Annotated in this window: 16 protein-coding genes and 1 pseudogene; 12 read left to right on the top strand and 5 right to left on the bottom strand. The window is 75.5% G+C overall.

Annotation, left to right across the window (positions count from 1 at the left end; genetic code table 11):
• Positions 1-63: 63 nt before the first annotated feature.
• Genes pgl through tal form a run of 4 tightly spaced genes read right to left on the bottom strand, consistent with a single transcriptional unit; the run spans position 64 to position 4416 of the window.
• Positions 64-846: a 6-phosphogluconolactonase gene (gene pgl, locus FKM96_RS19490; RefSeq protein ID WP_147796639.1), complete on the bottom strand. Its 783-nt coding sequence runs from the start codon at positions 844-846 to the stop codon at positions 64-66.
• A complete protein-coding gene (locus FKM96_RS19495) occupies positions 843-1763 on the bottom strand; it encodes a glucose-6-phosphate dehydrogenase assembly protein OpcA (protein WP_147796640.1) in 921 nt (306 codons plus the stop codon). The genes pgl and FKM96_RS19495 overlap by 4 nt, the downstream gene beginning before the upstream one ends.
• Positions 1760-3301 carry a glucose-6-phosphate dehydrogenase gene (zwf, locus tag FKM96_RS19500; RefSeq protein ID WP_147796641.1) on the bottom strand — a complete coding sequence of 514 codons (1542 nt, stop codon included), beginning with the start codon at positions 3299-3301 and terminating at the stop codon, positions 1760-1762. The genes FKM96_RS19495 and zwf overlap by 4 nt, the downstream gene beginning before the upstream one ends.
• Positions 3298-4416, bottom strand: coding sequence for a transaldolase (gene tal / locus FKM96_RS19505; protein WP_147796642.1), 1119 nt, complete (start codon positions 4414-4416; stop codon positions 3298-3300). The genes zwf and tal overlap by 4 nt, the downstream gene beginning before the upstream one ends.
• 330 nt (positions 4417-4746) lie before the next feature.
• Between tal and FKM96_RS19510 the strand changes: the two genes are divergently transcribed.
• The 12 genes and pseudogenes from FKM96_RS19510 to FKM96_RS22380 form a co-directional block, all read left to right on the top strand.
• The gene (locus FKM96_RS19510) at positions 4747-5700 is read left to right on the top strand and encodes a heme o synthase (protein WP_147796643.1); all 954 of its coding nucleotides are present in this window, start codon (positions 4747-4749) and stop codon (positions 5698-5700) included.
• Between the two features lie 31 nt (positions 5701-5731).
• Complete coding sequence (locus FKM96_RS19515) at positions 5732-6742, top strand: site-specific tyrosine recombinase XerD (protein WP_147796644.1); 1011 nt, start codon at positions 5732-5734, stop codon at positions 6740-6742.
• Positions 6743-6771: 29 nt separating this feature from the next.
• A complete protein-coding gene (locus FKM96_RS19520; protein ID WP_147796645.1) occupies positions 6772-7638 on the top strand; it encodes a ParA family protein in 867 nt (288 codons plus the stop codon).
• Entirely contained in the window at positions 7622-8569 is a 948-nt protein-coding gene (locus FKM96_RS19525) for a ScpA family protein (protein WP_147796646.1), read from the top strand. Before FKM96_RS19520 ends, FKM96_RS19525 begins: the two co-directional genes overlap by 17 nt.
• Complete coding sequence (scpB, locus tag FKM96_RS19530; RefSeq protein ID WP_147796647.1) at positions 8566-9252, top strand: SMC-Scp complex subunit ScpB; 687 nt, start codon at positions 8566-8568, stop codon at positions 9250-9252. Before FKM96_RS19525 ends, scpB begins: the two co-directional genes overlap by 4 nt.
• Positions 9252-10598, top strand: a complete 1347-nt coding sequence (locus FKM96_RS21760) for a pseudouridine synthase (RefSeq protein ID WP_168217055.1) — start codon at positions 9252-9254, stop codon at positions 10596-10598. Before scpB ends, FKM96_RS21760 begins: the two co-directional genes overlap by 1 nt.
• Positions 10595-11722: a prephenate dehydrogenase gene (locus FKM96_RS19545; protein WP_246855092.1), complete on the top strand. Its 1128-nt coding sequence runs from the start codon at positions 10595-10597 to the stop codon at positions 11720-11722. The genes FKM96_RS21760 and FKM96_RS19545 overlap by 4 nt, the downstream gene beginning before the upstream one ends.
• Complete coding sequence (cmk, locus tag FKM96_RS19550) at positions 11719-12444, top strand: (d)CMP kinase (RefSeq protein WP_246855093.1); 726 nt, start codon at positions 11719-11721, stop codon at positions 12442-12444. Before FKM96_RS19545 ends, cmk begins: the two co-directional genes overlap by 4 nt.
• The gene (locus FKM96_RS19555) at positions 12441-13127 is read left to right on the top strand and encodes a 1-acyl-sn-glycerol-3-phosphate acyltransferase (protein ID WP_147796649.1); all 687 of its coding nucleotides are present in this window, start codon (positions 12441-12443) and stop codon (positions 13125-13127) included. The genes cmk and FKM96_RS19555 overlap by 4 nt, the downstream gene beginning before the upstream one ends.
• 60 nt (positions 13128-13187) lie before the next feature.
• On the top strand, positions 13188-14747 hold the full coding sequence (gene der, locus FKM96_RS19560; protein ID WP_147796650.1) for a ribosome biogenesis GTPase Der: 1560 nt from the start codon (positions 13188-13190) through the stop codon (positions 14745-14747).
• On the top strand, positions 14744-15862 hold the full coding sequence (locus FKM96_RS19565) for a hypothetical protein (protein ID WP_246855094.1): 1119 nt from the start codon (positions 14744-14746) through the stop codon (positions 15860-15862). Before der ends, FKM96_RS19565 begins: the two co-directional genes overlap by 4 nt.
• A 316-nt stretch (positions 15863-16178) precedes the next feature.
• A pseudogene (locus FKM96_RS22380) lies at positions 16179-16559 on the top strand (GntR family transcriptional regulator); the annotation flags it as partial.
• On the opposite strand, the gene FKM96_RS21165 reads toward FKM96_RS22380, so the two are convergent.
• Positions 16475-16708 carry a hypothetical protein gene (locus FKM96_RS21165; protein WP_210417314.1) on the bottom strand — a complete coding sequence of 78 codons (234 nt, stop codon included), beginning with the start codon at positions 16706-16708 and terminating at the stop codon, positions 16475-16477. The pseudogene FKM96_RS22380 and the gene FKM96_RS21165 sit on opposite strands and share 85 nt — an antisense overlap.
• Positions 16709-16769: the final 61 nt, after the last annotated feature.

Consider the following 16769-nt stretch of genomic DNA (forward strand, 5'->3'; position numbering starts at 1 on the left):
CGTGCGAGGGCCCCGCAGCCACCCGGCTGCGGGGCCCTCGGGCCGTGCGGGGAGTGCCGGCGGCTACGCCGCGCCCTGCGACGCGCCGACCTCGGCGACAGCGGCCGCGTCGACCAGCCACAGCGTCGCCTCCGAGCCGCGGGCGCCCGCGGCGGGCGTGACGCGGACGTCCGCGTCGGACAGCGCCGATGCCACCGCCGCCGCCTTCTCGGCGCCCGCCGCGACGACCCACACCTCGCGCGCGGCGCGGATGGACTCGAACGTCAGCGACACGCGCTCGGGCGGCGGCTTCGGGGAGCCGTGCACCCCGACGGTCGGGACGCCGGTGACGTCGACGCCCTCGTGCCCGGGGAACAGCGACGCGACGTGGCCGTCGGGTCCCATGCCGAGCATGAGCACGTCGAACGTGGGCACGTCGGACCCGTCCGGCGCGAACGCGGCGAGCTCGGCGGCGTAGGACGCGGCCGAGTCCTCCGGGGTCGCGGTGCCCGCGGCGGCGTCGAGCGGCCGCATCGGGTGCACGTTCGCCGCCGGGAGGGCGTCGCCGAGCCCGTCGATCAGCGCGGACCGCGCCTGGGTCTCGTTCCGGTCGCCGTCGCCGTCGGGCAGGAACCGCTCGTCGCCCCACCACAGGTGCACGCCGGACCAGTCGACGGCGCCGGCCGCGGGGGACGACGCCACGGCGGCGAGCGTCTTGATCCCGACGGTGCCGCCGGTCAGCACGACGTGCACCGGCGCGGCGGCGGACTGCAGGTCCACGAGCCGCGTGATGAGCCGCGCGGCCGTGGCCTCGGCGAGCGTGTCGGCGTCCGGGTGCACCAGGACGGTGCGCGGCGCGCCCGTCACGCGCCCACCTTCGTCAGGCCCTTGCGCAGCACCTCGCCGTAGACCTCGTCGGCGTCGAGCCGGCGGAGCTCCTCGGCCAGGCACTCGCGCAGCTGCCGGATCGGCAGCGCGATCCGGTGCTCGGGCTGGTCGGGCTGACGCAGCGCGGCGGTCTTGCCGTCGGGCCGGTCGAGCACGATCGGGCCTGACTTCCGCTCGAGGCGCACCTGCGTGATCGCCGGGGCATCCGCCTGGCGCTCGATGTCGACGGGGCAGTTCAGCGCCCAGCCCAGCCACGCCGCCATGAGGTCGACGGAGGGGTGGGTGCTCTCGCCGGCGACGACCGCGCGGGTGACGGGCTCGAACGGCGGCTGGTCGAGCGTCGCCGCGATGAGCCCGCGCCACAGGGTGGTGCGGGTCCACGCGAGGTCGGTGTCGCCCTCGGTGTAGCCGCCGGCCAGCCGGTGCAGCGCGTCGGAGGGGTTGGTGCACTCGGTGGTGTCGGTGATCCGGCGCCGGGCGAGCTGGCCGAGCGGGTGCTGGGCCGGGTCGTCGGGCACCTGGTACGGCCACCAGGCGACGATCGGCGCGTCCGGCAGCAGCAGGGGGAGCACGAGGGTGTCCAGGTGCCGGGCCTGCGCGGCGGACGGGTGCAGCAGCACGACCTCGGAGGCCCCGGCGTCGCCGCCGAGCCGGATCTGCGCGTCGAGCTCGGAGTCGGCTGCCTCGGGGCCGGACTCGGTGAGCACGATGACGCGGCAGGGGTGCTCGCGGCTCGCGTCGTTGGCGGCCTCGATGGCGGCCTCGGGGTCGTTGGCGCCGACGTCGATGAGGAGCGTGAGCACGCGCCCGAGGGCGACGGCGCCGCCCTCCTCGCGCTCCTGCACCAGCCGCTTGTTGATGTCGCGGGTGGTCGTCTTGGGCAGGTCGATGATCACGGTCGCCTCCAGGTCCGTCCGTCGCGCTCCATCATGCGGTCGGCCGACTCCGGCCCCCAGGTGCCGGCGCGGTACGGCTCCGGCTTGCCCTTGCTCGCCCAGTAGGACGTGATGGGGTCGAGGATCTTCCAGGAGAGCTCGACCTCCTCGTGCCGCGGGAACAGCGGCGGGTCGCCCAGCAGGACGTCGAGGATGAGGCGCTCGTAGGCCTCGGGGGACGACTCGGTGAATGCGTGGCCGTAGCCGAAGTCCATCGTGACGTCGCGGACCTCCATCGCCGTGCCCGGCACCTTGGCGCCGAACCGCAGCGTCACGCCCTCGTCGGGCTGCACCCGGATGACCAGGGCGTTCTTGCCGAGCTCCTCGGTCGCGGTGGACTCGAAGGGCAGGTGCGGCGCCTTCTTGAACACGACGGCGATCTCGGTGACGCGGCGGCCGAGGCGCTTGCCGGTGCGCAGGTAGAACGGGACGCCGGCCCAGCGGCGGGTGTCCACGTCGACGCGGATGGCGGCGAAGGTCTCGGTGGTCGAGTTCGGGTCGAAGCCGCCCTCGTCGAGGTAGCCGACGACCTTCTCGCCGCCCTGCCAGCCCTCGGCGTACTGCCCGCGGGCGGTGTGCTTGCCGATGTCCTTGGGCACGCGCACCGCGGAGAGGACCTTGATCTTCTCGGCGGTCAGGTCGTGCGCGTCGAACGTGACCGGCTCCTCCATGGCCGTCAGGGCCAGGAGCTGCAGCAGGTGGTTCTGGATGACGTCGCGGGCGGCGCCGATGCCGTCGTAGTACCCGGCGCGACCGCCGACGCCGATGTCCTCGGCCATCGTGATCTGCACGTGGTCGACGTAGTTGGCGTTCCAGATCGGCTCGAACAGCTGGTTGGCGAACCGCAGCGCCAGCAGGTTCTGCACCGTCTCCTTGCCGAGGTAGTGGTCGATCCGGAACACGTCGTCCGGGTGGAACACCGAGGACACGACGTCGTTCAGCTCACGCGCCGACTGGAGGTCGTGGCCGAACGGCTTCTCGATGACGACGCGGCGCCAGGCGTCCTCCACCGACTCCGACAGGCCGGAGCGGGCGAGCTGCTTGCAGACGACGGGGAACGCGCTCGGCGGGACCGAGAGGTAGAACGCGTGGTTGCCGCCGGTGCCGCGGGTGACGTCGAGGTCCTCGACGGTCTGCCGCAGCCGGTCGAACGCGTCGTCGTCGTCGAAGGTGCCCTGCACGAACCGGATGCCCTCGGACAGCTGGCGCCAGGTGGACTCGCGGAACGGGGTGCGCGCGTGCTCCTTGACGGAGTCGTGCACGATCTGCGCGAAGTCCTGGTCCTCCCAGTCGCGCCGGGCGAACCCGGTGAGCGCGAAGCCGGGCGGGAGCAGGCCCCGGTTGGTGAGGTCGTACACCGCGGGCATGAGCTTCTTGCGGGCGAGGTCGCCGGTGACCCCGAAGATCACCAGGCCCGAGGGCCCGGCGATCCGGGGCAGCCGGCGGTCGCGGGGGTCGCGGAGCGGGTTGTGCTCCGCGGTGACCTTCGCGGGCCTCACTCGGCCACCTGCTCCAGGCCGCCGCGGACGGTGTCGAGCAGCTCGGCCCAGGACTTCTCGAACTTGTCGACGCCCTCGCGCTCGAGCTGGTCGGTGACCTCGTCGATCGCGATGCCGAGACCGGCGAGCCGGTCGATGACGTCCTGCGCCTCGGCCTGGGTGCCGGTGACGGTGTCGCCCCGGAAGTCGCCGTGGTCGAACACGGCCTGGAGGGTGGCCTCGGGCATGGTGTTGACGACGCCGGCGACGACGAGCTCGTCGACGTACCGGGTGTCGGGGTACGCCTTGTCCTTGACCCCGGTGGACGCCCACAGGGGACGCTGCGGCTTCGCGCCGGCCGCGGCGAGGGCCTGCCAGCGCTCGCCGGCGACGACCTCCTCGTAGACGCCGTAGGCGAGGCGGGCGTTGGCGATGGCGGCCTTGCCGCGGAGGTCGGCGGCCTCGGGGGAGCCGATCTCGTCGAGGCGCGGGTCGATCGCCGCGTCCACGCGGGACACGAAGAACGACGCGACGGAGGCGATCGGCGCGAGGTCGTGACCGTTGGCCTTCGCCCGCTCCAGGCCCTCGAGGAACGCGTCGAGCACGGCGCGGTACCGCTCCAGGGAGAAGATCAGCGTGACGTTGACGCTGATGCCGTCGGCGAGCACCTCGGTGATCGCGTTCAGCCCGTCGAGCGTCGCGGGGATCTTGATGAACAGGTTCGGCCGGTCGACGGTCGACCACAGCGCGCGGGCCGAGTCGACGGTCGCCTGGGCGTCGTGCGCGAGGCGCGGGTCGACCTCGATCGACACGCGGCCGTCCACGCCGTCGGTGGCGTCGTAGACGGGGCGCAGCACGTCGGCGGCCTCGCGCACGTCGTCGGTGGTGATCGCGAAGACCGCGCCGTCCACGTCGGTGCCCTGCGCCCGCAGCTGCTTCAGCTGCTCGTCGTAGGACTCACCCTTGGCCAGCGCGCTCGCGAAGATCGTCGGGTTGGTCGTGACCCCGACGACGCGGCGCTCGGCCACGAGGTCCTTCAGGTTCCCGGTGCGCAGCCGCTCCCGGGACAGGTCGTCCAGCCATACCGCGACGCCCGCGTCGGCCACCTGGTCGAGCGGCGTGATGCCCTCTGTCATCGTCGTGCCACCTCACTTCTCGCCCCGGACTCCGGGCCGGGGCGTCGACGGTCGGGCCCGTCCTGACCAGGCCGGGCGCCGCTCACGCCCGGTCCTGATTCCCCCGGGGCCGGGCGTGCGTTTCGAGCCTAGACCCGCCGGGCGGGGGTCCGCCGTCCGGTCCACCGCCGCGGGGGCCCGGCGCGACGGACGTCACACGACCGGGACCCTGGTCCCAGGCGGTTCACGGCCGCATCTGCTGCCGGGAGGGCCGTACGATGGTCAGGATCATCCGCGGGGCCGTCGGCCGCCGCGGTCCAGCGACGGGCGGAGGACCGGAGCGTGCGCACGATGAGCCCAGCCGCTCCCGCCGGGGCCTCGTCGCAGGCCCCTCGTCCCCAGGCCCAGGCCGGACGGAGCGCGCTGCGCCGCCGCGTCGCCGCGTACGTCGCGCTCACGAAGCCGCGGGTCATCGAGCTGCTGCTCGTCACGACGCTGCCGACGATGATCCTGGCGCAGGGCGGGTTCCCGCCGATCGGGCTGGTGCTGGCCACGCTGGTCGGCGGCGCGGCCGCGGCCGGCGCGGCGAACGTGCTCAACTGCTACATCGACCGCGACATCGACCAGGTGATGAACCGCACGAAGCGGCGGCCGCTGGTCACGGGGGAGATCACCCCGCGCGCGGCGCTGGTGTTCGGCCTGGCGCTCGGCGTCGGCTCCCTGCTGTGGCTCGCGCTGCTGGTCAACGTGCCGTCCGCGCTGCTCACCGGCGGCGCGATCCTCATCTACGTCGTCGGCTACACGATGATCCTCAAGCGGCGCACGCCGCAGAACATCGTGTGGGGCGGCGCCGCCGGCTGCATGCCGGTGCTCATCGGCTGGTCGTCGGTGACCGGCGGGCTGTCCTGGGCCGCGGTGCTGCTGTTCGGGGTGATCTTCTTCTGGACGCCGCCGCACTACTGGCCGCTGTCGATGAAGTTCCGCAAGGACTACGCGGCCGCGGGCGTCCCGATGCTCCCGGTCGTCGCGGCCGAGTCGAAGGTCGCGAAGGAGATGATCGCGTACACCGTCGCGATGATCGCCTGCTCGCTGCTGCTGGTGCCGGTCGCCGGGATGACCTGGGTGTACGCGGTCGTCGCGACCGTCCTCGGCGTGTGGTTCCTCTGGTCGAACATCGCGCTGTACCGTCGCGCCCAGGACCCGAGCCGCGGCAAGCTCCGCGCGATGTCGGTGTTCCACGGGTCGATCACGTACCTGTCGCTGCTGTCGGTCGCGGTGGCGGTCGACGTCTTCCTCCCGCTCTGACCCACCGGAGGGACCGCGGGGAGGCACCGGGATGACGGACGAGCAGCCGTCCGCCCCCGCGCTGCGGGCCGCCCTGGACGGGTACCTCGCGCACCTCGCCGTCGAACGCGGGCTGTCCGCCAACACGCTGGCCGCCTACCGCCGCGACCTCACCCGGTACGTCGACCACCTGGCCGCCGCGGGCCGCGCGTCGGTCGCGGAGGTGGCGGAGTCCGACGTCGAGGACTTCCTCACCGCCGTGCGGACCGGCTCCGACGGCCGGGCGGTGCTGTCGGCGTCGTCCGCGAAGCGCGCCGTCGTGGCCGTGCGCGGTTGGCACCGGTTCTCGGTCCTCGAGGGGCTGACCGCCGCCGACCCCGCGCGGGCCGTGCGGCCGCCCAAGCAGTCCCAGGTGCTGCCCAAGGCGATCGGCACCGACGAGGTGCTGCGGCTGCTGGAGGCGGCGTCCCTCGGCGACGGGCCGGTGCCGCTGCGGGACCGGGCGCTGCTGGAGCTCGTGTACTCGACCGGCGCCCGCATCTCGGAGGCCGTGGGGCTCGACTTCGACGACCTGGACCTCACCGAGGGCCGCGCGGCCGTCCGGCTGCTCGGCAAGGGCAGCAAGGAGCGCGTCGTCCCGGTGGGCGCGTACGCCGTCGAGGCGCTCGAGGCGTACCTGGTGCGCGCCCGCCCGGCGCTGGCCGCGGCGGGGCGCGGGGGAGCGGCGGTGTTCCTCAACACCCGCGGGGCCCGGCTGTCCCGGCAGAGCGCGTGGGCGGTGCTGCGCACGGCCGCCGAGCGGGCCGGGCTGCCGGGCGCCGACCACGTGTCGCCGCACACGCTGCGGCACTCGTTCGCGACCCACCTGCTGGCCGGCGGCGCCGACGTCCGGGTGGTGCAGGAGCTGCTGGGCCACGCCTCGGTGACCACCACGCAGATCTACACGAAGGTGACGCCGGACACGCTGCGCGAGGTGTACGCGACCAGCCACCCGCGCGCCAGGCGGGACAGCGCCGTCCGGGCCGCCGCGGGCGCCGCGCGCACCGGCGCGGGAGACGGCTGACCGGCCGGGTGCTCCGGTAGGTTGTGCGGGTGGCACGCGAGGAGACGACCGAGATCGCAACCGACCCGGTGGGCAGGCCCCTGCCCGACTTCCCCGTCCCCGCGCCGCTCGCCGCCCACGGTCCCGCCCGCGTCATCGCGATGTGCAACCAGAAGGGCGGCGTCGGCAAGACGACCACCACGATCAACCTCGCCGCGGCGCTGGCCGAGTACGGCCGCCGGGTGCTCATCGTCGACTTCGACCCGCAGGGCGCGGCGTCGGTCGGTCTGGGGGCCAACCCGCACGAGCTCGACCGCACGGTCTACGACCTGCTGGTCGACCGGCACGCGCGGGTCGAGGAGCTGATCCGCCCCACGGAGATCCCCAACCTGGACCTCCTGCCGGCCAACATCGACCTGTCCGCCGCCGAGGTGCAGCTGGTCAGCGAGGTGGCCCGCGAGTCGATCCTGTCCCGCGTGCTGCGGCCGGTGCTGGACGACTACGACGTGGTGCTGGTCGACTGCCAGCCGTCGCTCGGCCTGCTGACGGTCAACGCGCTCACCGCCGCGCACGGCGTGCTCATCCCGCTGGAGTGCGAGTTCTTCGCGCTGCGCGGCGTGGCGCTGCTGGTCGAGACGATCGAGAAGGTCCGCGACCGGCTCAACCCGCGCCTCGAGGTCGACGGCATCCTCGCCACGATGTACGACCCGCGCACCCTGCACGCGCGCGAGGTCGTCGCCCGGGTGTACGAGGCGTTCGGCGACACGCTGCTGCACACCGTCATCGGCCGCACGGTGAAGTTCCCGGACGCCTCGGTGGCGGCGGAGCCGATCACGACGTACGCGCCGACGCACGCCGGGGCGCACGCGTACCGGCAGCTCGCGCGGGAGCTCGTCGCCCGTGGCGACGCCGCCTGAGACGGCGCCGACCGCCGAGGCCGTTGCCGCCGCCCCCGGCGGGACCGGCGCGCCCGACGACGCGCCGCGGCCCGGGTCCGGCGCCTTCGAGGTGCACCTGGAGAACTTCTCCGGTCCGTTCGACCTGCTGCTGGGGCTGATCTCCAAGCACAAGCTCGACATCACCGAGGTCGCGCTCGCCGCGGTCACGGACGAGTTCATCGCGTACATCCGGGCCGCCGAGCGGGCCGAGGCCGAGGGCGGTCGCCCCTGGGACCTGGGGCAGGCGTCCGAGTTCCTGCTGGTCGCGGCCACGCTGCTCGACCTGAAGGCCGCGCGGCTGCTGCCCGCGGGCGAGGTCGAGGACGCCGAGGACCTGGAGCTGCTGGAGGCGCGGGACCTGCTGTTCGCCCGGCTGCTGCAGTACCGGGCCTACAAGGTGGTGGCCGCCGACATCGGCACCCGGCTCACGGAGCAGGGCCGGCGGCTGCCGCGCACGGTGCAGCTGGAGCCGCACCTCGCGGCGATGCTCCCGGAGCTCATCTGGCAGATCGGGCCGGAGGAGCTCGCCGCGCTGGCCGCGAAGGCGCTCGCGCCGCCGGCCCCGCCGCCCGGAGTGGACCTCAGCCACCTGCACGCGCCCGCGGTGAGCGTCCGGGAGCAGGCGGCCGTGCTCGCGGACCGGCTGCGGCACGGCGGGGCCGCCTCGTTCCGCACGCTGACCGCCGACGCCGACTCGACGCTGCTGGTGGTGGCGCGGTTCCTCGCGCTGCTGGAGCTGTTCCGGGAGGGCGCCGTGGCGTTCGACCAGGTGACGCCGCTCGGGGAGCTGACCGTGCGGTGGACGGGGGCCGAGGACGGCGACGTCGCCGTGGCCTCGGACTTCGACGAGGCGGACGACGTGGTGCCGGCCGACGCGGTCGCGCCCGAGGCGCAGGGGGAAGACGCATGACCGGAGACCCGACGGCTGCGGTGCCCGGAGGCGTACCGGCGGACGGGCTCGGCGAGGGCGAGCTGCCCCCCGAACCCGCGGCGGAGGCCCCCGACGTCCACGACCTGCCCGGCGGCGCCCTCGCGGCGCTGGAGGCCGTGCTCATGGTCGCGGACGAGCCGATCCCGGCTGTGCGCCTCGCCACGGTGCTCGGCCTGCCGACCGGCGAGGTCGTCGACCTGCTGCGCACCCTCGCCGAGGAGTACCGCGGCGAGCACGGCGGGCGTCCGCGCGGGTACGAGCTGCGCCAGGCCGGCGAGGGCTGGCGGATCTACTCGGCGCCGGCGTTCCACCAGGTCGTCGGCCAGTTCGTGCTGGACGGGCAGACGGCCCGGCTGACCCAGGCCGCGCTCGAGACCCTGGCCGTGATCGCGTACCGCCAGCCGGTCACGCGCGGGCAGGTCTCGGGCGTGCGCGGGGTCAACGTGGACGGCGTGGTGCGCACGCTGACGGCCCGCGGGCTGGTCACCGAGGCCGGCACCGACCCGGGCTCGGGTGCGCTGCTGTACCGGACCACGGGATACTTCCTCGAGCGGATGGGCCTCACGAGCCTCGACGAGCTGCCCCCGCTCGCCCCGTACCTGCCCGAGATCGACGCGTTCGACGGGCTGGACGGGGCCGCAGTGACGACAGGAGACGTGTGATGAGTGCAGCAGGACAGGGCGGTCGCGGCCGCGGTGGCGCGGGCGGCGGTGCCCGCGGGGCCGGTGGGTCCGGCGGTCGGTCCGGAGGAGCCGGGCGCGGCGGCGCCGGCGGCGCGGGCCGCTCGGGCGGCGGCGCGGGTCAGGGTGGCGGTCGCTCCGGCGGCGCCGGGTACGGCGGCGGTCGTTCCGGCGGTGCGGGCCAGGGCGGCGGTCGGTCGGGCTCGGGCTCGTCCGGCGGCTACGGCGGACGCTCCGGGTCCGGCGGCCAGGGTGGCGGCTACGGCGGCGGACGTCCCGGCTCGGGCGGCCAGGGCGGCGGCTCCGGCCGGCCGTCCTCCGGCTACGGCGGCGGCTCGGGCCGTCCGTCGTCGGGCGGCGGCTACGGCGGCGGCTCCGGCCGTCCGGGTGCGGGCCGCCCCGGCGCGTCGTCCGCGGGTCGCCCCGGCGGCTCCTCGTCCGGCCGCGTCGCGGGCGCCGGTCGCCCGGGCGGCGGCACCCGCTCCGGCGCCCCTCGCGGCGCCGACACCGGCCGCCCGGGCTCGGCCTGGCCGTCCCGCCCGCCGCAGTCGTACCGCACGCCCCCGCGCGGCCCGCGCCCGACGGACATCGACGTGCACGACCCCGAGGGCGTGCGGCTGCAGAAGGTGCTGGCGCAGGCCGGCCTCGGCTCGCGCCGCGCGTGCGAGGAGCTGATCGCGGCCGGCCGGGTGACGGTCGACGAGCAGGTGGTGCTGGAGCTCGGCGTGCGGGTCGACCCGCGCAGCGCCGTGATCCACGTCGACGGCCTGCGCCTGCAGCTCGACAAGGACGTCATCACCCTGGCGCTGAACAAGCCGCTGGGCGTGGTGTCGACCATGCACGACCCCGAGGGCCGCCCGTCGCTCGAGCAGTTCGTGCAGAACCGCGAGGAGCGGCTGTTCCACGTCGGCCGGCTGGACGCCGACTCGGAGGGCCTGATCCTGCTGACCAACGACGGGGAGCTCGCCAACCGGCTATCGCACCCGTCGCACGGCGTCTCCAAGACGTACCTCGCCACCGTCGACGGCCGGGTCCCCGCCGGGGTCGGCGCGCGGCTGAAGAAGGGCGTCGAGCTCGAGGACGGCGTCGTGGCGGTGGACGCGTTCCGCGTCGTGGACGCCACGCCGCAGGCCAGCATGGTCGAGATCGTGATCCACGAGGGTCGCAACCGCGTCGTCCGCCGGCTGCTGGAGGAGGTGGGCCACCCGGTGACCCGCCTGCTGCGCACCCAGATCGGCCCGATCAAGCTGGGCGACCTGCGCCCGGGCCGCACCCGTGTGCTCGGGAAGGCGGAGGTCGGCTCGCTGATGACGTCGGTGGGCATGTGAGCACGAACGGCACGGCCGCGGTGGTGACCCGCGGCCCGGTCCGCGTGGTCGGCACCGGGCTGCTGGGCGCGTCGGTCGGCCTCGCGCTGACCGCGCGCGGCGTCGACGTGACGCTGCACGACCCGTCCCGCACGGCGCTGGCGCTGGCCCGCGACGTGGGGGCCGGGCGGCCCGCGGCGGAGGGCGACCCGGAGCCGGCGCTGGTCGTCGTCGCCGCGCCGCCGGACGTGACGGCGGACGTGGTGCGGGACGAGCTGGCCGCGCACCCGGACGCCGTCGTGACGGACGTGGCGAGCGTGAAGGGCTACGTGCTGAACGAGCTGCGGGCCGCGGGCGCGGACCTGTCCCGGTACGTCGGGTCGCACCCGATGGCCGGGCGGGAGCGCTCGGGGCCGGCCGCGGCGGTGCCGGACCTGTTCGTCGGGCGGCCGTGGGTCGTCGTCGACTCGGGGGAGTCCCGGCCGGACGCGCTGCTCGCGGTGCGGGCGCTGGCGACCGACCTGGGCAGCGTGCCGGTGACCATGGACGCCGCCGAGCACGACGCCGCGGTGGCCGTCGTCTCGCACGTGCCGCAGGTGGCGGCCAGCCTGGTCGCGGCGCGCCTGCGCGGGGCCGAGCCGGACGCGCTCGGGCTCGCGGGCCAGGGCCTGCGCGACGTCACCCGCATCGCGTCGTCCGACCCGGCGCTGTGGACGTCGATCCTGGCGGCCAACGCGGCGGCCGTGCGCGGCGTGCTCGCGGGGCTGCGGGAGGACCTGGACGAGGTCCTGGGCGCGCTGGACAGCGCCGCCCGGGCGAGCGGGCCGGAGGACGTCGAGCTCGGCGCGCTGGCCCGCGTGGCGCGGCTGATCGCGGACGGCAACGCCGGCGTGGCGCTCGTGCCCGGCAAGCACGGCGGCGCGCCGCGCTCGTACGCGGTGGTGACGGCCCTCGTGCCCGACCGGCCCGGCGAGCTCGCGCGGCTGCTGACCGACGTCGGCGCGGCCGGCGTGAACCTGGAGGACCTGCGGCTCGAGCACGCGGCGGGACGACCCGTCGGCATGGCGTCGGTGTCGGTCGACCCCGCGCGCTCGGCGCACCTGGAGGCGGAGCTGACGGCCCGCGGTTGGAGGTTGGTTCGGTGACTGCGCACGACGTGCGACGGCCGGTGGTGGTGGCGATCGACGGGCCGTCCGGCTCGGGGAAGTCGACGGTGTCCCGGCGGGTCGCCGAGCGGCTCGGCCTGGCGTACCTGGACACCGGCGCGATGTACCGCGCCGCGACCTGGTGGGCGCTGCACCGCGGGGTGTCCCTGACCGACGCGGACGCCGTGGCGCGGCTGGTGCGCGAGATGCCGCTGGTGATGGGCGTCGACCCCCGCCAGCCGGGCGTGCACGTGGACGGGCACGACGTCGGCGAGGCGATCCGCGAGACGGCCATCTCCGCCGCGGTGAGCGCCGTGGCGACCAACCTGGAGGTGCGCGCCGAGCTCGGCCGCCGGCAGCGCGCGGAGATCGCGGCGCAGGCGGCGTCCTCGGCGTTCTCGGGGGGCCGCGGCATCGTCGCGGAGGGCCGGGACATCACCACGGTCATCGCACCCGACGCCGACGTGCGGCTGCTGCTCACCGCCAGCGAGGAGGCCCGGCTCGCCCGGCGCGCCCGCGAGGTGCACGGCTCCGACGACGCCGACGCGGTCGCGGCGACCCGGGACCAGGTGGTCCGCCGGGACGCGGACGACTCGACGGTGTCGCAGTTCCTGGTCGCGGCCGACGGCGTGGTGACGGTCGACTCCTCGGAGCTCGACCTCGACCAGACCGTGCAGGCGGTGCTCGACGTGGTGGCGCGCACCGCGGACCTGCACGCGTGACCGGCCGGGCGCGCGAGGCCACGCCGGCCGCCGCGGTCGCCGCACGGTCCGTGCCCGGTTGGGCGCGCGGGCTCGGGAAGGTGATCGCGCACGGCGTCTGGGACGCCCGCGTCGTCGGCGCCGAGCACGCGCCGGCCTCGGGACCGGTGCTGTTCGCGGCCAACCACACGAGCGTGATCGACGGCCCCCTGCTGCAGGGCGTCACGCCGCGGCCGGTGCACATCCTGGTCAAGCACGAGATGTTCGTGGGTCCGCTCGGGGCGCTCCTGCGGGCGGCGCAGCAGATCCCGGTCGACCGGTCCGGCGGGCGCGACGCGCTCGTGACGGCCCTGGCCGTGCTGAACCGCGGCGACGCGGTCGGCGTGTTCCCCGAGGGCAACCGGGGCCGCGGCGACGCGGCGTCCGCGCGGGCCGGGGTGGCCTGGCTGGCCGTGCACGGGGGTGCGCCGGTGGTCCCGGTGGCGATCCTCGGGACCCGGCGGACCGGGGAGTCGGTGGGCCACATCCCGTTGCCGCGACGACGGCTGCACGTCGAGCTGGGGGCGCCGCTGGACCTGACGCCGGGCCCCGGGCAGTCCCGGCGCGACGCCATCGGCGCGGGCACGGAGGCGGTTCGCGTGGCGCTGTCGGCGCTGGTGCGCGACGCCGCCGCCCGCACCGGCGCGGCGCTCCCGACGGACTGACCCGGGGGCGTCGTCGGGCGTGGTTCGTCCCCGGCCGCTCGGTCAGGGAGAATGGTGCCCATGCGTGACAGCGAGCCGGCCCAGCCGACCACCTCCGAGGACCCCGCCGTGGAGCTCGACGACCTCCAGGACGGCCCCGCCGAGGCCGAGCCCTTCGACGGCACGGACGTGACCGCGGAGGCGGAGGACGACGAGGCGCGCGAGCGCGCCCTGCGGGCGGGCCTGGACGACTACGAGCTCGAGGACGAGGACGTCGCCCTGCTCTCGGGCGACGAGGGCGCGTACGACGAGGACGGCTCGCACCTCGCGCTCCCCGTGCTCGCCGTGGTCGGCCGCCCGAACGTCGGCAAGTCGACGCTGGTCAACCGCATCCTCGGCCGGCGCGAGGCCGTCGTCGAGGACAAGCCGGGCGTCACCCGCGACCGCGTGTCGTACCCCGCCGAGTGGGCCGGCCGCCGGTTCACGCTGGTCGACACCGGCGGCTGGGAGGTCGACGTCGCCGGGATCGAGGCGCGCGTGGCGGAGCAGGCCGAGGTCGCGATCTCACTGGCCGACGCCGTGCTGTTCGTCGTCGACGCCACCGTCGGCCCGACGGCCACCGACGAGCGGGTCGTGCGCCTGCTCCGGAAGTCCGGCAAGCCGGTCGTGCTGTGCGCCAACAAGGTCGACGGTCCGCGCGTCGAGGCCGACGCCGCCGAGCTGTGGAGCCTCGGCCTCGGCGAGCCGCACCCGGTCTCCGCCCTGCACGGCCGCGGCACGGGCGACCTGCTCGACGCCGCGATGGCGGCGCTGCCGACCGTCTCGCAGCACGCGACCGCCCGCCCGGGCGGCCCGCGTCGCGTCGCGCTGGTCGGCCGCCCGAACGTCGGCAAGTCGTCGCTGCTCAACAAGGTGCTGGGCACGGACCGCGTGGTCGTCGACGACACCGCCGGCACCACCCGCGACCCGGTCGACGAGCTCGTCGAGCTCAAGGGCGTGCCGTGGTGGTTCGTCGACACCGCCGGCATCCGCCGCCGGGTGCACCAGACGTCCGGCGCCGACTTCTACGCCTCCCTGCGCACGCAGGCCGCGATCGAGAAGGCCGAGGTCGCCGTCGTGCTCCTCGACGCGTCGCAGCCGCTCACCGAGCAGGACACCCGTGTCATCCAGCAGGTCATCGACGCCGGGCGCGCGCTGGTCATCGCGTACAACAAGTGGGACCTCATGGACGAGGACCGCCGGCCGTACCTCGAGCGCGAGATCGAGAAGGAGCTCGTGCAGATCCAGTGGGCGCCGCGGGTGAACATCTCCGCGCGGACCGGCTGGCACACCGACCGGCTCGTCCCCGCGCTCACGCGGTCGCTCGAGTCCTGGGACACCCGCATCCCCACCGGCAAGCTCAACGCGTTCCTCGGCGAGCTCGTGGCGGCGCACCCGCACCCGCTGCGTGGTGGCAAGCAGCCGCGCATCCTGTTCGCGACCCAGGCGTCGACCCGCCCGCCGCGGTTCGTCGTCTTCGCGACCGGGTTCCTCGAGGCGGGCTACCGCCGGTTCATCGAGCGCCGGCTGCGCGAGACGTTCGGCTTCGAGGGCTCGCCGATCTCGATCTCGGTCCGCGTGCGGGAGAAGCGCAAGCGGTGACCCGCGGCGCGCAGGTCGAGCGGACGGGCGACCGGACGGCCGAGGCGGACCGGCACCACGTGCGGCGGCGTTCGCCGGTGCTCGTGCTCGGGCTGCCGCGCGACCCCGCGGGGCCGCGGCACGTCGCCGGGTTCCTCGCCGTCACGGTGCTGACCGTGCTGGTGACCCGCGGGCTCCTGGCGCTGACCGGGTTCCCGCAGCTGGGCGGCGACGGCCTGCACATCGCCCACGTCCTGTGGGGCGGGCTGCTGATGGCGGTCGCGGTGGTCGCGGTGCTGTCCTGGGCGGGTCCTGTGGTGCGGCCGCTGGCCGCGCTGGTCGGCGGCGTCGGGTTCGGGCTGTTCATCGACGAGATCGGCAAGTTCGTCACGTCGGACAACGACTACTTCTACGAGCCGACCGCGTCGCTCATCTACGTCGTCGTGGTCGTGCTCGTCCTGGTCGGCGAGGTCATCCACGGCCGGCGGCGCGACCCGCACGAGACGCTCGCGGCCGCCGCGGACCTCGCCGTCGCCGGTCTGGCGGGCGGGTTCTCGCCGCGTGCCCGGCGCCAGGCGCGGGAGCTCGTGGCCGGCGCCGGCGACGTCCGGGGCGCGGCCGAGGTCCGGGCGCTGCTCGACGTCGTCGAGGACGACGCGCGGGAGCTGCCCGACCCCATCAGCGCCGTGGCCCGCGCCGTCGTGACGGCGTCCCGGCGCGTCGTGCGCGTCCGGTGGCTGCCGCGGGTGACCGTCGGCGTGCTGGCGCTCGTCACGCTGTACACCGTGGTGCGGGGGACCGTGCTGGTCGCGACCGGGGCGGACCTGCCCTGGTGGGCGATGGTCGGGCTGCTCGCCAGCGGGGCCGCGTCCCTGGTGTGCTCCGTGGTGGGCCTGCGGCTGGTCGGCGACGACCGGGTGCGCGGGTACGAGTGGTTCCGGCGCGCGGTGCTCGTCAACCTGCTGCTGAGCCAGATCTTCCTGTTCCGGATCGACCAGTGGAGCGCGGTCACCGGCCTCGTGGTCGACCTGCTGCTGCTCGGCGTCGTGGCGGCGGAGCTCGACGTGCTGCGCGGCCGGTCGGGGGAGCACGACGTCGCGGGCGAGGCGGCGGAGGACACGGCGCCGGCGCGCTGACGCCCGGCGGGCGGTCCCGCGTGCCACTCGCGGTCGCCGGCCGGTGCCCCGGGGCCCCGCGCCTCGAACGGCACGTGGCTCCAGTCCGGGCGCACCTGGTCCCCACCCAGTTCGCACATCGCACCCCGATCGATCGGGTGGCGGTGCGCGAAACGGGTAGGGATGAGCTGCGCAGTCGATTTGGTTCTGGGATGCAACTGAGATACATGTAGTAACCATGCAGTCCACCATCCCCACGCCGGCACCGCCCGCGACCGAGGTCGCCTACCGGCACGTCAAGGACGCGCTGCTCTCCGGGCGGCTGCCCGCGGGGGAGATGGTCAGCGAGGGCGACGTCGCCGCCGAGCTCGCGATGAGCCGCACGCCCGTCCGCGAGGCGTTCCTCCGGCTGTCGACCGAGGGCTGGCTCCGGCTGTTCCCGAAGCGCGGCGCGCTGGTGGTGCCGGCCGCGCCCGGCGAGGCCGAGGCGGTCGTCGAGGCGCGGCTGCTGCTGGAGTCGCACGCCGTGGACGTCGTCGTGCGGTCCGGCGCGTCCCGCGACGCGCTCGCCGCCGAGCTGCGCGCTCTGGTCGCCCGGCAGCGGAAGTCCGTCGCCGCGGGCGACCTGGAGGCCTACGCCGAGCTCGACGCCGCGTTCCACCTCGCGGTGGTGGCGGCGGGCGGGAACGACCTGCTCACCGGCTTCTCGGTCACGCTGCGCGAGCGGCAGCGGCGGATGGTCGCGCTGTCGCGGCGCCGCGGGGGGAGCGCGCGCCGGGCTTCGTCGAAGGGCACGAGGCGCTGGTCGCGACGATCGAGGCGGGCGACGCGGCGGCCTTCCGGGACCGGCTGCGTGAGCACCTGCACGGCGCGCACCTGGCCTCCGCGCACCCGCGCACCGGCGGCGCGGTCGACCGGGACCCCGGCG

Source organism: Cellulomonas sp. Y8, from assembly GCF_008033115.1.
Taxonomy (GTDB): Bacteria; Actinomycetota; Actinomycetes; order Actinomycetales; family Cellulomonadaceae; genus Cellulomonas.